The sequence below is a fragment of the Paraburkholderia sp. GAS334 genome (genome assembly GCF_050436625.1).
GTDB lineage: Bacteria > Pseudomonadota > Gammaproteobacteria > Burkholderiales > Burkholderiaceae > Paraburkholderia.
The window spans coordinates 1-14213 of the sequence record NZ_JBNDMO010000016.1; the positions used below are offsets into that span (position 1 = coordinate 1).

At 62.5% G+C, this 14213-nt stretch carries 15 protein-coding genes; 10 read left to right on the forward strand and 5 right to left on the reverse strand.

What is annotated here, in order from left to right; genetic code table 11:
• The coding region (locus tag P3T21_RS25130; RefSeq protein WP_429258668.1) for an IS4 family transposase at positions 1-238 on the forward strand (238 nt) is incomplete at its 5' end.
• An 18-nt stretch (positions 239-256) separates the two neighbouring features.
• Here P3T21_RS25130 and P3T21_RS25135 read toward each other — a convergent pair.
• Positions 257-538, reverse strand: coding sequence for a DUF3237 family protein (locus P3T21_RS25135; RefSeq protein ID WP_429258669.1), 282 nt, complete (start codon positions 536-538; stop codon positions 257-259).
• Positions 539-691: 153 nt separating this feature from the next.
• On the opposite strand from P3T21_RS25135, the gene P3T21_RS25140 reads away from it, so the two are divergent.
• Both P3T21_RS25140 and P3T21_RS25145 read left to right on the forward strand, forming a co-directional pair.
• Positions 692-1441, forward strand: coding sequence for an SDR family NAD(P)-dependent oxidoreductase (locus tag P3T21_RS25140; RefSeq protein ID WP_429258670.1), 750 nt, complete (start codon positions 692-694; stop codon positions 1439-1441).
• A 460-nt stretch (positions 1442-1901) separates the two neighbouring features.
• On the forward strand, positions 1902-3011 hold the full coding sequence (locus P3T21_RS25145) for an alkene reductase (RefSeq protein ID WP_429258671.1): 1110 nt from the start codon (positions 1902-1904) through the stop codon (positions 3009-3011).
• Between the two features lie 142 nt (positions 3012-3153).
• Here P3T21_RS25145 and P3T21_RS25150 read toward each other — a convergent pair whose 3' ends face one another.
• The 3 genes from P3T21_RS25150 to P3T21_RS25160 form a co-directional block, all read right to left on the reverse strand.
• A complete protein-coding gene (locus tag P3T21_RS25150; RefSeq protein WP_429258802.1) occupies positions 3154-4080 on the reverse strand; it encodes a LysR family transcriptional regulator in 927 nt (308 codons plus the stop codon).
• Between the two features lie 91 nt (positions 4081-4171).
• Positions 4172-5308 (reverse strand): Gfo/Idh/MocA family protein, encoded by a 1137-nt coding sequence (locus P3T21_RS25155; RefSeq protein WP_429258672.1) that lies wholly within the window; start codon positions 5306-5308, stop codon positions 4172-4174.
• 78 nt (positions 5309-5386) lie between these two features.
• Positions 5387-6133 carry an SDR family oxidoreductase gene (locus P3T21_RS25160; protein WP_429258673.1) on the reverse strand — a complete coding sequence of 249 codons (747 nt, stop codon included), beginning with the start codon at positions 6131-6133 and terminating at the stop codon, positions 5387-5389.
• A gap of 608 nt (positions 6134-6741) precedes the next feature.
• On the opposite strand from P3T21_RS25160, the gene P3T21_RS25165 reads away from it, so the two are divergent.
• The 7 genes from P3T21_RS25165 (at position 6742) to P3T21_RS25195 (ending at position 13385) form a co-directional block, all read left to right on the forward strand.
• On the forward strand, positions 6742-7167 hold the full coding sequence (locus P3T21_RS25165) for a RidA family protein (RefSeq protein WP_429258674.1): 426 nt from the start codon (positions 6742-6744) through the stop codon (positions 7165-7167).
• A gap of 110 nt (positions 7168-7277) precedes the next feature.
• Positions 7278-8279: a taurine ABC transporter substrate-binding protein gene (gene tauA, locus P3T21_RS25170; protein ID WP_429258675.1), complete on the forward strand. Its 1002-nt coding sequence runs from the start codon at positions 7278-7280 to the stop codon at positions 8277-8279.
• Positions 8280-8334: 55 nt separating this feature from the next.
• Complete coding sequence (locus tag P3T21_RS25175) at positions 8335-9114, forward strand: taurine ABC transporter ATP-binding protein (protein ID WP_429258676.1); 780 nt, start codon at positions 8335-8337, stop codon at positions 9112-9114.
• A complete protein-coding gene (locus P3T21_RS25180) occupies positions 9111-9989 on the forward strand; it encodes an ABC transporter permease subunit (protein ID WP_429258677.1) in 879 nt (292 codons plus the stop codon). The genes P3T21_RS25175 and P3T21_RS25180 overlap by 4 nt, the downstream gene beginning before the upstream one ends.
• The gene (locus P3T21_RS25185; protein ID WP_429258678.1) at positions 9986-11569 is read left to right on the forward strand and encodes an FAD-dependent oxidoreductase; all 1584 of its coding nucleotides are present in this window, start codon (positions 9986-9988) and stop codon (positions 11567-11569) included. Before P3T21_RS25180 ends, P3T21_RS25185 begins: the two co-directional genes overlap by 4 nt.
• Positions 11566-11898 carry a 4Fe-4S binding protein gene (locus tag P3T21_RS25190; protein WP_429258679.1) on the forward strand — a complete coding sequence of 111 codons (333 nt, stop codon included), beginning with the start codon at positions 11566-11568 and terminating at the stop codon, positions 11896-11898. Before P3T21_RS25185 ends, P3T21_RS25190 begins: the two co-directional genes overlap by 4 nt.
• A gap of 368 nt (positions 11899-12266) precedes the next feature.
• Positions 12267-13385, forward strand: coding sequence for a porin (locus P3T21_RS25195; protein WP_429258680.1), 1119 nt, complete (start codon positions 12267-12269; stop codon positions 13383-13385).
• A 204-nt stretch (positions 13386-13589) separates the two neighbouring features.
• Here P3T21_RS25195 and P3T21_RS25200 read toward each other — a convergent pair whose 3' ends face one another.
• On the reverse strand, positions 13590-14168 hold the full coding sequence (locus P3T21_RS25200; RefSeq protein WP_429258681.1) for a GNAT family N-acetyltransferase: 579 nt from the start codon (positions 14166-14168) through the stop codon (positions 13590-13592).
• Positions 14169-14213 lie beyond the last annotated feature (45 nt).

A 14213-nucleotide genomic window follows, 5' to 3' on the forward strand; every position in this document is an offset into this window, starting at 1 on the left:
CGATCTGTCTTGCGAAGTATTGCTGCAACCCGTCGAATGGCAGGCGCTGTATTGCCATACGCACCATACCAGGCACCCGCCGAAGAAGACCCCACCCTTGCAGCAAGCGGTGTTGTGGATCGCAATGCTTGGCGGCTACCTGAATCGCAAGCATGACCGACCACCGGGCCCGACTGTCATCTGGCGAGGGTTCCTTATATTGCACGAGATCACGAAGATGTATCAGCTCTTCAGGTAAAACGAATAGCATGATCATTCAACTTGTGGGTAATCCTGAGGTCTTGAGGACGAGGCGGACATCAAGCGTTGTGCTGCCGTCGCTGCGTACCGTCTGCCAGTCGCTGGCGCCGTCGAGCACCGTACCGGAGAGCCGTTCGCCCGCGAACGTGCCCGACGGCACGATACCCACGCGCCTGAATGATGCCGGTGTCCCGCCGATGATGACCGGCCCTTTGACATTCAGACGCATGACGAATAGCGGACGCGTTTGCACGCTCTTGAGTTCGACGGGGAGACTGTCGAAGGAAGGGGCACTCATGTGAACCTCGTCAGTGGACTGAATGGGCGAGCGACGCGAACACACTGCAAGTCTCGTTCAGACCAGGTCCGTTCGCTGTCCTTTTATCGAAAACACACTATATTTGAGTTCGCCGGGCTTTGCACAGACCGATGTATTTACCTGAGGAAGCACATGTCAAACAGTCCTGTCATCCTGATTACCGGCGCGCTGACTGGCATTGGACGCGCAACCGCGGAAGCCTTTGCACGCGAGGGTGCGCGTATCGTCCTGTCGGGGCGCCGCGAAGAAGAGGGCCGCCAGCTGGCGGAAGCACTTCGCACGCCCGGTGCCGAAGCGGCGTTTTTCCTGTCCGACGTCCGGTTCGAAGACCAGGTGCAAAGTCTCGTCGACTTCACCGTCACGACCTTCGGGCGCCTTGACATTGCCGTGAACAGCGCGGGCACGGAAGGCGAGTCGGGCGCCGTCATGGATCAGACGCCCGAACGCTACGCTGCCGTCTTCGATACGAATGTGCTCGGTACGCTGCTCAGCATGAAGTACGAACTGAGGGCGATGTCGAAACAGGGCAGCGGTAGCATCGTCAACATTTCTTCCACGATGGGCGCACGCGGCGCCGCGAACGCGTCGCTGTACGTGGCCAGCAAACATGCAGTCGAAGGGCTGACAAAGTCTGCGGCACTCGAAGCGGCTGCGTTCGGCGTGCGCGTCAATGCCGTCGCCCCCGGTCCCGTGGAAACCGCGATGCTGCAGCGGCTGATCGGCGCTGAGGAGCGACGCGCCCAGTTCCTCGCCAACGTTCCGCTCAAGCGCGCTGGTACACCGGAAGAGATCGCCGATGCGATCGTTTTCGTCGCGTCCGCGAAGGCGAGCTTCATGACGGGCGAGATCGTCCGGATCAACGGTGGAAAGACGGCGATGTGAAGCGTGACGTGAGACGTCGCGTCATGTCGCGTTCCCATCGCGCAAGGGGCTGCCCTGCTTTAACGGTAAGACTGTTTATCGACAGCCACGTTCAACACACGCCGCGCGACGCTGAAGGAAGTGCTCGAGAAGTCATGTCGCCCACGCGGTGACGTTGGAAGGAAGCCAGTGACGGTGAGCCGTCACTGGCTTTTTTCATGTCTTGAAGCCGGACAAATCCCTGTCCGAAAACACTATTCGGAATCTCCGATCAATCCTGCGACACCGCCGGAGCCATCACTGGCGCGGCTCTCCGCCTATTGCGGACCCCAGGGTCCAGAGTCTGTGGAACGTAGACCCGTTTTTCTTCGAGGTCCGGGCCTGTAAATTTCAACTCAGCAACGGGCAACGGATCCCACGGTTTTCTGAGCACCTCGATGCCGCGGCGACAGTTATCCAGCACTTCATTCTTGAGGCAACCATGTCCAAACTCTTCACCCGCGTCAAAGTCGGACCCTACGAAATTTCGCACCGTGTCGTGCTCGCACCGCTCACCCGTGTGCGTGCAGAAGACGGCGCGCAGCCTGGCCCGCTGATGGCTGAGTACTACGCGCAGCGCACGTCGCGAGGCGCCTTGCTGATCGGCGAAGCGACCATCGCTGCCGCGAACGGCAACGGCTACCTCGGCGCGCCCGGCCTGTACGAAGACAGCCAGATCGCAGGATGGCGTCTCGTGACGGATGCCGTGCACGCGAAGGGCGGAAAGATCTTCCTGCAGCTATATCACGCGGGCCGCCAGTCGAACGCCGAATTACAGCCGGAGGGTGGCCGTCCGGTCGGCCCTTCGGAAGTGCTGCACGGCGGCGTCGCTTACACGAACGCCGGATGGGTACCGAACACGCCGAACTGTGCGCTGGAAACCGACGAGATCGCAGGCATTGTCGAGCGCTTCCGCAGCGCCGCGGAGCGCGGCGTCGAAGCGGGCTTCGACGGCGTCGAACTGCACGCGGCTAACGGCTATCTGTTCGACCAGTTCCTGCAGGACGGCAGCAACAAGCGCACTGACGTGTATGGCGGTTCGTTCGAAAACCGCGCGCGCTTCCTGTTGGAAGCAACACGTGCGGTGATCTCGGTGTGGGGCAGCGACAAGGTTGCCGTGCGTCTTGGACCGAGCGGTTCGTTTGGCGACATGTCGGATAGCGATCCGATCGGACTCTTCACTTACGTCGCTTCGGAGCTTGCGAAACTCGATCTCGCGTATCTGCATCTGATCGAGCCGCGCATCGCCGGTTACCTCGACGATGAAAGCCGCAATCCGGACCCGGTCGCCGCGCAGACGATCCGCAAGCACTACAACGGCACCATCATCGTTGCAGGCGGCTTCAAGGGCGATACGGCGGAAGCGATCCTCGTGGATGGCGATGCGGACCTCGTCGCATTCGGTCGCGATTTCATCGCGAATCCGGATTTGCCGGAACGCCTGCGCCTCAAGCTTCCGCTGAATCCGTATGACCGTCCGACGTTCTTCGGCGGCACGGAAGTGGGGTACACCGATTATCCGTTCTTCGCGGAAGAAGCTGAGACCGCGTAAGGGGCTGCGTTTTCTGACCGCCGTGTAAAAAGGCCGGCGCATTCAGCACGTTGCTGGATGCGCCGGCCTTTTCTCGTTAACGCGGAACGCCGCTGTGATCGAGCCGTCGTACTGCGGATGGGATACAGCGTACGAAGCCGCCTTACTCCATTGATGAGGACGGGTCGCGAACAGATTCAGTCCCGGCGGGGAAAAGGTATTTGCTCATGAAGTCGACGAATACACGCACCTTGGGCGACACCTGCCGACCGGAAGGCCACACCGCGCGGAACGTGCTGGGCGTGTCGACGTATTGATTCAGCACGGAGACCAGCGAGCCTCTCGCAAGCTGCGCGCGCACAGTGAAATCAGGTACGCAGGCAAGACCGAGACCGTGTTCGGCGAGATGAATCAACGGCTCGACGGCGCTCGCGGTTGCTGTGTTCGGCAGGTCGATATCGAGCGACTCGCCGTCGCTGTTAAGCGGCCAGCGGCGCAGCTTGCCGGTCGTCGGAAAGCGATGCTGAAGGCACGCGTGATCCGGCAGTTGATGCGGATCGGTCACCGGCCCGTGTTTCGCGAAGTACTGCGGAGAGCCGACGATCACATGCCGGTACGTTCCCATCGCGCGCGTGACGAGCTGCGAGTCGCTTGCGTCGCCCGTGCGCATGACGACGTCGAAGCCTTCTTCGATGACGTCCACCATGCGATCGGAAAAGTCGATGTCGAGCGTGATGTCTGGATACGCCTTCATGAATGCGCCGATCACCGGCATCACAAGCGTGCCGACCATCGGCATGCTGACGCGCAGTTGTCCCCGTGGCGCGGAATTGGCCAGCGCCAGTTCGGCCTCCGCGGACTCGATCTCCTCGACGATGCGTTGACAGCGCTTCAGGAAGATCGCTCCTTCGGGTGTCAACGCGATGCTGCGTGTGCTTCGGTGGAAGAGGCGTACGTTGAGCCGCGTTTCGAGCCGTGAGATCGCCTTGCCGACGGCGGAAGCAGAGATGCCGAGCTGCCGCCCGGCTTCCGTGAAGCTCCGCGTTTCCGCGGCACGCACGAAAACATTGAGCGCCCCGAAACGCTCCATCGCGCCCGATCCGCTTGCGGCTTCGGCGGTAACGGACGATGCGGGCCGCGACGTGGCGGAAGTCTGGCGCGACGACATGTGATGTTCCTGGTCAGTCGAGGTTGATGTGCCGGCCGGTTTCGGTCGATTCCACTGCTGCATTGATCAGCTTGTGCATGCGCACGGCGTCCTCGAAGGTCGGCGCGGAGTGGGTTCCTGTGCGCACGTCATCCGCATACGCGGCGTATAGCTGCGCCAGTTCGAGCACGGCCGACGGCAGGTCCGACGGCGGCAGGCGATCGTACGAAGCGGGCACAGGCAGGGTCGCGAGCGGCAGGTTGTCGCCGTGCGCGCCTTCAACCACATAGTCGTCGCCGACATTGCCGAACGCGGACCGGTTCGAGATGCGAAGATCGCCTTCGGTGCCGGTGATATCGATCTGCACGCCGGACCCATTGCGCTTGCCGCCTTCAACGTGCACCGTGACCACGGCGCCGTCACGCAGCCTGCCGATGAGCACGAGCTGGTCCGGTGTCGACGTGGGCAGCACCTCGCCGGTTTCCCTGATCGTGACGGTTTCGAACTGGTTGACGGCCAGTGCAGCGACGCTGGTCGGCCAGCCTGTGGCTTCGAACAGCATGTCGAGGAAATGCCCTGCGTAGATCGCGATCACGCTCGAAAAGTTTTCAGGAGGCACGGTCCACCGCAGCGAATTCGAACGCAGCGACTGGAAGTAGTTCATGCTCACGTGAATGCGCACGGAGCGAAGCTTGCCCACATAGCCTTGCGCGAGCAGATCGCGAACATAGCGGTTGTGAGGCGCGAGGCGTCGCTGAAGACCCACCACATGACGCACACCAGCCTCTTTCGCGAGTTCGATCAACGCCTGCGAAGTCTCGACGGCGGGCGTCAGCGGCCACTCGCTATAGACGTTCTTCTTTGCGGCGATGGCGGCGCGGATACCTTCTTCGTGTTGCGGTGCCGTCGTCAAAACGATCACAAGATCGACTTCCGGATGCTCGACCAGTTCGGTTAGCGAGTTCACCACATATTTGAAGCCGTAACGTTCGGCGACCGATGCGGCGGCTTCGCGCCGCTGGCTGTAGACGGCGGTCAGTTCGTACTGCGGCAGCAGGCTCAGCACACGGACGTGTCCATGTTGCGCCCAGTTGCCGACACCGACGAGGCCGACGCGGACTGGAGCGACGAGAGTTGCGGCGGGAAGGGATGGGCCGGATTGCTCAGTCATCGAATCACCTGCTGGAAGTCCGGATGCCGGGCAGAACGTATCTACTGTTGCATACATTCCGTCCGGTCGCGCGCTCGCTTAACCTTCCGCGAACATATCGTTGAACTGCGTGACAAACGCGGCTTCGTTCGGGCCCGCGTTGTTGCGCATCGGACGTGCGATCTCGACAAGCGCTTCGTCTGCGTCGGTGCCGAGTTCATGCATTGTCTGTTCGATGAACGGTGCAAGCGGCATTGCACGCGGTTCATTCCTGCTGTTCAGTAGATCGGTTTGAACCCACGGCGGTGCGATTTCGATGACGCGCACCGTCGTATCTTTCAGCTTGTAGCGCAGCGATTGCGTATACGAATGCATGGCGGCCTTCGTCGACGAATAGACGCCCGCGATTGCCATCGGCACGAAACCCAGCACCGACGATACGTTCAGGATCGCAGCGTCGTTCTGCTTCTGGAGATGCTCGACCAGCGCACCGGTCATGCGGATCGGACCCATCAGGTTGGTCGTGAGCGTCGACACCATCATCGCGTCGTCGACGGGTGCGCTGAGATCATCGATGTGCATGATGCCCGCGTTATTGATCAGCACGTTCAGTGCGGGATACGTCTCGATCAACTGGCGCGCGACAGACGTCACGCTTTCCGGATTCGTGATGTCGAGTTCGATCGACTTCATGCCAGGGTTGGCGCTGGTGGTCTCATCGAGAGCGGCCTTGCGACGGCCAGCGATGATGACCTGGTTGCCCAGCTTGTGCAGCGCTTCTGCGAGGCCGCGACCGATGCCGGCGCCGCCGCCGGTGATGAGGATGGTGTTTCCTGTCAGTTTCATGGCATGTCTTCGAGAGATGAATGATTTCCTGGACGAAAGCAGGTGCATGACCGAAGGGCATCGAAAGATCGAGTCACCGTTTTTGCCGATGCCCTGGGTCGTCGTCACGGCGACAAATATGGATGAACGCATTACCCCGATCAAGACGATCATTCCAAATTCACTATTCCATCTGTCCCAACAATGTCCGCGCTGGATATGAACTGGAAAGATTGGGCATTCTTATGGCGCAGAAATGGCGGGGAAGTACCAAAAAATGGGTTTTCCGGGCGCATCGAGAAGCAATTGGGCCCGAACCGCGCTCACTGTCGATCGGTCTCGGCGAACTGTTGCGACACCCCTAACGGTCACTTCAGCGATCACTGGCGCGGGCTAATCCGCTGTCCCACTTCAGTCTTCTGCGGCCTGTTCGATGGCTCCGCGCCAAATCTCCGCCAGCGATAAGCAAGTCAGGAATGGTTGCTTTGAGCGTCACGACGCCGTTCATATACTGGCTCCGGAATCATCGTTGTTAAAACAACCCCTGACAGCCCAATGCTGCAAACGCAGCACGTAGCGGCACGAACAGGCACGAAGTTGGTCAGGCCATGCCAGAGCGGATATAACAGATGTCGTCGACGATCTTTCATACAGTGGCGGCCGCGGCGCCCGCGCCGGTTTCAGCGCGCTACAGCCATGCGGTGGAAGCCGACGGCTGGCTTCACGTAACCGGGCAGTTGCCGGTCGATCCACAGCGTCCAGACGCCCCGCTGCCCGGCGATATCGCCGCGCAGGCGCAACTGTGTTTCGACAACCTGAAGCGCATCGTCACGCACGCAGGTTACGCGCTGCGCGACACGGTATTCGCGCGCATCTATCTGCGCGATTTCGACGCGGACTACGCGGCATTCAATCGTGTCTACGACGCGCACTTCGACGACCCGCAACGTCTGCCGTCGCGTACGACAGTCGGCGTTGCGCGTCTTGGCCGTGATGCACGCGTTGAGATCGACCTCGTGCTGTTTTCACACGAGGCTCGGGCGGCAGCCCGGTAATCACCACTGCAATCAGACATTCATACATCGCAGGCGGACACCTCCGTCTTGCGGACAGCCGGATACATCGCGCGCCCGACCGGCGCATTCATTTTCGGGGAGCATTGACCATGTACGGAAAACTCGCGCGCAGCTTCGCGCTTGCCTTGTCGTTTGCGACGCTGGCCACCTCGGCGCTTGCCGCCGACAGGACAGTCACGATCGGTTACCAGACCGACATCGAACCATCGAAAATCGCGCAGGCGGAAGGGCGCTACGAGAAGGCGAGCGGCTGGAAAATCAACTGGCGGAAGTTTTCGACCGGCGCGGAAGTGATCGCGGCGATGGCATCCGGGGATGTGCAGGTGGGCTTCACAGGCAGCAGTCCGCTGGCAGCGGGCATCACGCGCGGCCTGCCGTTGCAGACGTTCTTCATTGCGGCTGAAATCGGCTCGGCGGAGGCGCTCGTCGTGCGCAATGGCAGCCATATCGACAATCCAAAAGATCTGATCGGCAAGAAGATCGCTGTGCCGTTCGTTTCGACGACGCACTACAGTCTGCTCGCCGCACTCAAGCATTGGGATATCTCGCCGCAACAGGTCACGATCCTCAATCTTGCGCCGCCTGAAATTGCTGCGGCGTGGCAACGCGGCGACATCGACGCCGCCTACATCTGGGACCCGGCGCTCGGAAAGATCGCGAAAACGGGCAAGGTGCTGACGACCTCCGCCGATGTGCGCAAGTGGGGTGCGCCGACGTTCCTCGCGTGGGTTGCGCGGAATGACTTCGCGCAGGCGCATCCGGAGTTTCTTGTGACGTTCGCGAAGGTGACAGGCGACGTCAACGCCGAATACCGCAAGGACGGCGCGAACTGGACGGCGAATTCGCCGCAGATCCAGGAGATCGCGCGCGTCAGCGGCTCGGACCCGGCAGACGTGCCCGCGCTGTTGCGCGGCACGACCTTCCCGCTCCTGAGCGAGCAGGCCGGGCAGACGTTGCTGGGTGGCGGAACGGCTTCGGCGCTTGCGGATACGTCGCGCTTTCTGAAAGAGCAGAAGCGGATTGACGACGTGCTGCACGATTACCGGCCGACGGTGACGGCATCGATCGTGCAGCAGGCGAGCAGCCGATAGTCCTTCCTGAGTTGCCCGTTCACTCGATCCATCAAACGCACAGGAGGCGAGCGCGATGATACGCATCGATTCAGTCAGCGTGAGCTTTGAAAGCGCCGGCGGCAACACAACCGTGCTATCGGACATCAATCTCGATCTGCGCGACGGCAGCTTCACGGTCGTGCTCGGTCCTTCCGGTTGCGGCAAGACGACGTTGCTGAATGCGATTGCCGGGTTTATCGCGCCGTCTTCAGGGCGACTCACGATCGACGGCGAAACGATCGCCGGACCTGGTGCCGATCGCGGCGTCGTCGCGCAGGACGATGCGCTGTTGCCCTGGCAGAACGTGGCGCAGAACATCGGCTTCGGTCTCGAGCTGGCCGGCGTGCCGCGCGCGGCGCGCGAGGCGAAGGTGCAGTCGCTGCTCGCGCTGACGGCGCTCGAAGCGTATGCGCACTATCCGTTGTGGAAAATTTCCGGCGGCATGCGTCAGCGCGTTGCGCTGGCGCGCTCGCTCGCCGTCGATCCGCGCTTTCTGCTGCTGGACGAACCGCTCGGCGCGCTCGATTCTCTGACGCGCACACGCATGCAGGAATATCTGCTGCGCCTGTGGACCCGCTATGGCAAAGGCATTTTGATGATCACGCACGACATCACCGAGGCGCTCTTCATGGCAACCGACCTCGTGCTGATGAAAGCGTCGCCAGGGCGCATCGATTCGATTCGACGGCTGGATTTCGGCGAACGCTTCGTCGCGGGCGAACCGTCGAGGCAGATCAAGAACGACCGGGCGTTCATCGAACTGCGCGACGAAATCGAAGCGGAATTCTTTGCAGGCGAGACGGAGGAAGCGTGACAACAGCAAACACGGCCACGGACGGCAGAGAAGGCGGCATTCGCCTCACGCGTCCACGTGCGGAAGCGGGCACACGGCGTGAGAACCGCACGGGCGATCTGCACGGCGCGCTCTCGCGACCGCTCGTTGTCAGCATCGTCACGGTGATCGTGGTGATATCGGTCTGGTCGCTGGCGGCGGCGATGCAATGGGTGAGCCCGGTGTTTCTGCCGCCGCCGCTTGCGGTGGTGAAAAAGGCGATCGCGGTGGCGACGGTCGGCTTCAGTGACGCGACGTTGCTGCAACATACGCTCGCGAGTCTTTCGCGCGTATTCGCCGCGCTTGCGCTCGCGATTCTGACGGCGGTGCCGCTCGGCGTACTCGTCGGCCTGAATCGCACGGCGCAGGCGATCGCGGATCCGTTGATCGAGTTTTACCGTCCAATCCCGCCGCTTGCGTATCTGCCGCTGATCGTGATCTGGTGCGGCATCGGCGAGCCGTCGAAGATCCTGCTGATCTGGCTCGCGATCTTTGCGCCGCTGACGATCGCGACGCAGCAGGGCGTCAGACGCGTGAAGCTGAGCCGCCTGCGCGGCGCGCAGGCGCTCGGCGCCACGCGCTGGCAACTGATCCGGTACATCGTCGTGCCGTCCGCGGCCGCCGATGTGCTGACCGGTATCCGGATCAGTCTGGGCGTCGGCTGGTCGGTGCTGGTCGCGGCGGAACTCATCGCCGCGACGCGCGGGCTCGGTTTCATGATCCAGTCGGCTGCGCAGTTTCTCGTCACCGACGTCGTGGTGATGGGCATCATCGTGATCGCGCTGATCGCGGCGACGTTCGAGCTGGGATTGCGTCGCTTGCAGCGCGCGCTGGTGCCGTGGGATGGGCACGCATGAGCGCGTCCGCTGCGGCTAACGGACAGACTGAAGCCATCGCGCTCGATGCCGACGTCCTCGTGCTCGGCGGCGGCCCCGCTGGCACGTGGGCCGCATTGAGTGCCGCGCGGCGTGGCGCGCGCGTCGTACTCGCGGACAAAGGCTGGTGTGGCACGTCGGGCGCGGCGGCCGCGTCGAACAACAACGTCTGGTACGTGACCGATCCGGCGGATTACGGGCGGCACTTCGCCGAGCGGTATGCATCCGGCGGTGAACTCAGCGAACGCAGCTGGACGGACGCGCTGCTCGGGGAAGTCGTCCAGCGGCTTCATCTGCTGGGCGATCTCGGCTATCCGTTCGCGAGGAAAGCAGACGGCTCCGCGAATTACGCGACATTGCGCGGACCGGACTATATGCGCTTCATGCGGTTGCAGGTTCGCCGCGCAGGCGTGACGATCCTCGATCACAGCCCCGTACTCGGCCTCGTCAAACACGAGGGCAGGGTCGCGGGCGGCTACGGCGTGCGTCGCGATGGCGCGCGCTGGCGTGTCTCGACGGGCGCCACGGTCATCGCAACGGGCGGTTGCGCATTTCTCGGCGGCGCGCTCGGCACTGACGTCTGTACCGGCGACGGCCATCTCGCCGCAGCCGAAGCAGGCGCGACGTTCTCCGGCATGGAGTTTTCGAACCAGTATGGGCTTGCAGCTGCGTTCTCGTCGGTGACGAAGGGCTTGCCGTTTCTGTGGGCGAGCTACTCGCGCGAAGACGGCAGCGAGATTCCCGTCGACGACGATGAAGCCTTTGTCTCCGTTGCGCGCGTGCTGATCAATGAGCCAGTGTTCGCCGTCTTCGATCGCGCGGACGACGACATCCAGCGCTGGTTGCGCAGTGGCCAGGCGAACGCCTTTCTGCCGTACGACCGGATGGGCATCGACCCATTCCGTCAGCGCTTTCCCGTCGGGCTGCGGCTCGAAGGGACGGTGCGCGGCACGGGCGGCATCCGGCTTGCCCGCGCCGACTGTTCGACCGACGTGCCCGGGCTTTACGCGGCAGGCGACGCGGCCTCGCGCGAAGTCATCGTCGGTGGGCGTAGCGGCGGCGGCTCGCCGAATGCGGCGTGGGCGATTGCAACGGGCGCGTGGGCAGGCGAGGCGGCCAGCAGTTTTGCTGAGTCACAGCGCAGAGGCGGTGCATCGATCAGCACCGCTGCCGGCGACTGGCCAGCGTACGAGTCACTATCGATTGCACATCCAGCGGCCGCACGCGAGACGCTGCAACGCGAGGTCCTGCCGTTGCAGGTCAATCTGTTTCGCAACGGGACGCGACTCCTGCGCGCGACCCGCGCGCTCGACGACGCGCTCGACGAACCCGCGCCTGCGGACGCGAAGCTTGCCACGGCGCGCTCCGCACGCGCGTTGCTGTATGTGGCGAAGCTGGCTTACCGGAGCGCACTCGAACGCAGGGAGTCGCGCGCGTTGCACCGACGCAGCGACTATCCGCAACGCGACGCGGCGCGTCGCTATCGGCAGGTCATCAGCGGCTTCGATACGCTGACGACGGGTCGCGACGCCGTCGACACATCACGGGGGAACGCGTCTTGATTGAACTGATCAGCGCATCGCGTTGTACGTCGTGCAATCGCTGCGTCGAGGTGTGCCCGACCGGCGTCTTCGATGCCGTGGAAGACGGCATTCCGGTTATCGCGCGTCCTGACGATTGCCAGACCTGCTTCATGTGCGAACTGTACTGTCCCGTCGATGCGATGTACGTTCATCCGTTTCATGACCGGCACGTCACGGTGAACGAAGCGGATCTCGTGCAGCGGGCGCAACTCGGCAGCTATGGCCGCGCGCTCGGCTGGCGCAAGGCGCGGGCGGGCGGCACCGAAAACGATCTGACGCACCGGCTGTTTGAGATTGGCGTGACGTGATATTCCCGCCGGCCTGGACCTCATCGCTGTAACCGCATCGGTCTTCCACCCCTCTCGTGCCCCCTGTCCCGACTCCTCTCGCGGGCGAAATTCCGCGCCTCGGCTGACATGCGTCTTCTGCAAGCTCCTCATGAAAATAATGCACTGGCCTTATTGATTTCGTTGACGTGAAATTAGCACGTTCATTCTATTTATAGTTGGACCGGGGCCGCCCTGATGCCGCTAAAACGCGGCGTACGACCCAGCGCCTGCGCGCGCTGGCCGGGTCGAGGGCCGACACCCAGGCGAAATCGATCTCCAGATCCTCTGGTGACAGAAAGCTGTGCAATCAGATCCGCTGCAGGCGGACATAAAAAGAGGAGACATGCATGCGTTTGATCAGTCAGGGTATTTGCGGAGCCACGCTGGTTCTCGTCGCCGGCAGTGCCGCGGCGGCCGATTCGAGTGTGACGTTGTACGGTGTGGCCGACACGTTCGTCCAGTACCTCGACAATGGTGGAAAACACACGTGGTCCGAACGAAGCGGTGGCTCGACCGGCTCGCTGTTTGGCCTGAAGGGCGATGAAGATCTGGGCGGCGGGCTTAAGGCGCAGTTCGACGTCGAGACCGGTTTCAACCTCAACAACGGCACCCTGTTTGCCGATACGACGGCGCTCTTCTATCGTCAGGCCTGGGTTGGCCTGAATCACGCGACGTACGGCTCGCTGTCGTTCGGGCGTCAGTACGAACCGAGCTTCCGCATCGTGTATCCGACCGATCCGTTTCGTTTGAACGAGGCCCTGTCGCCGTTTTCGGCCAACGTGCTTGCCGTCGACCGCAACACGCTGTCGACGCAGTACGACTCCGGCCGCTCCAGCAATTCGGTGCTGTACCAGTCGCCGAACATGCGGGGTCTGCAGCTTTACGGCATGTATGCGTTCTCGTCGACGGTCACCCAGCCGGTGCCGGCAACGACCGGCAACATGCTGAACGTCGCGATGAGCTATACGGGCTATGGCTTCTATGCGGGCCTCGCCTATGTGAACCAGCATGCGGGACAGGAGACGCTCGCCGCGCTGCCGGCACCGCTCAGCCTGCTGGGCACCGAGCACTTCATTGGCTCGCTCGCGTACCGGCTGGGGATCGTGAACTTCCAGTTCAACTACTCCTATAACCGCCCGAAGGACGCGCCGGCGAGATCGCTGGCCGCGCGACTCGGCACGGCGCACTCGCTCAGCATCGCCGAGCTGGGCGCGACGATCCAGGTGACGGCGGCCGACGTGATCCAGATCGCGGGCGTCGAACGCGACGTGCGCGGCGCGCACGACAACACGCCGGGCATCGAGATCGGTGCTGAACACTCGCTGTCCAAACGTACGAGCGTCTACATGCGCGCGGGTTACATGAAGAACAACGGCGCCGCGACGGTTAGCTGGCCCGGCGTTACCGTGACCGAGGGTGGCACGAACCAGGTGATGGCGACGGTCGGGATGACGCATCGCTTCTGAGCGTCTGGTTGAGCACATCGTGAGCGGACGGCATCCGGTGGTCCCGTTGCGGGAATCGCCGGATGTCGGCGTGTCTGTCATATGCACCGGAACACGAGCGTCATGTGCCGCCACGCACTGCGCAGCAGTATCTACCAAGGTTCGCGAACCGGAAAACGGCACCAGAGAGTGAGCGCGTTTTGTTCCGACTCGCCAGCGCATCTCTCATCCAGCGTCTTCTGGATTGAGCCGCGACGTCAGCACGTGATCAGCCCACGATCCATTGATCTTCAGATACGAGCGGGCGAGCCCTTCGTACTGGAAACCTGTTCGTTCTAGCAGGCGCGCACTGCGCGTGTTCTCCGGACGATAGTTCGCCATTACGCGATGCAGCTTCAGGTGCTGGAAGACATGATCGAGTGCACACGTCAGCGCTTCGTGCATCAAGCCCTGACCTTCCATGTGCTTCGCGATTGAAAAGCCCAGATGACACGCCTGAAACGGTCCGCGAACGATATTCGTGAAGTTGCAGTCGCCGAGGATCTCGTCGCTCCCGCTGTGACAGATCAGCAGGAAAAGCGCGCTGCCCGAAGCGTTGTGCTGCGTCATCGAGCGCAGTCGACTGGCGATCGCCCCGGTTTCGAAGAAGCTGTCGGGGCGCGACGGCTCCCAAGGCTGGAGGTGCGCGCGGTTTTCCTGGTAGTAGCGCTGCAGGTGTGCAGCATGGCGATCGCTCGCAGGCCGAAGCTGCAGACGTGCGGTGAAGAGGCCGTCGGCCGGAAGGTCTGATGTCGGTACGTTCATACTCTTGTGCTCAGGCTGACCTGGGGCGCTGAGTATAGCGGGATA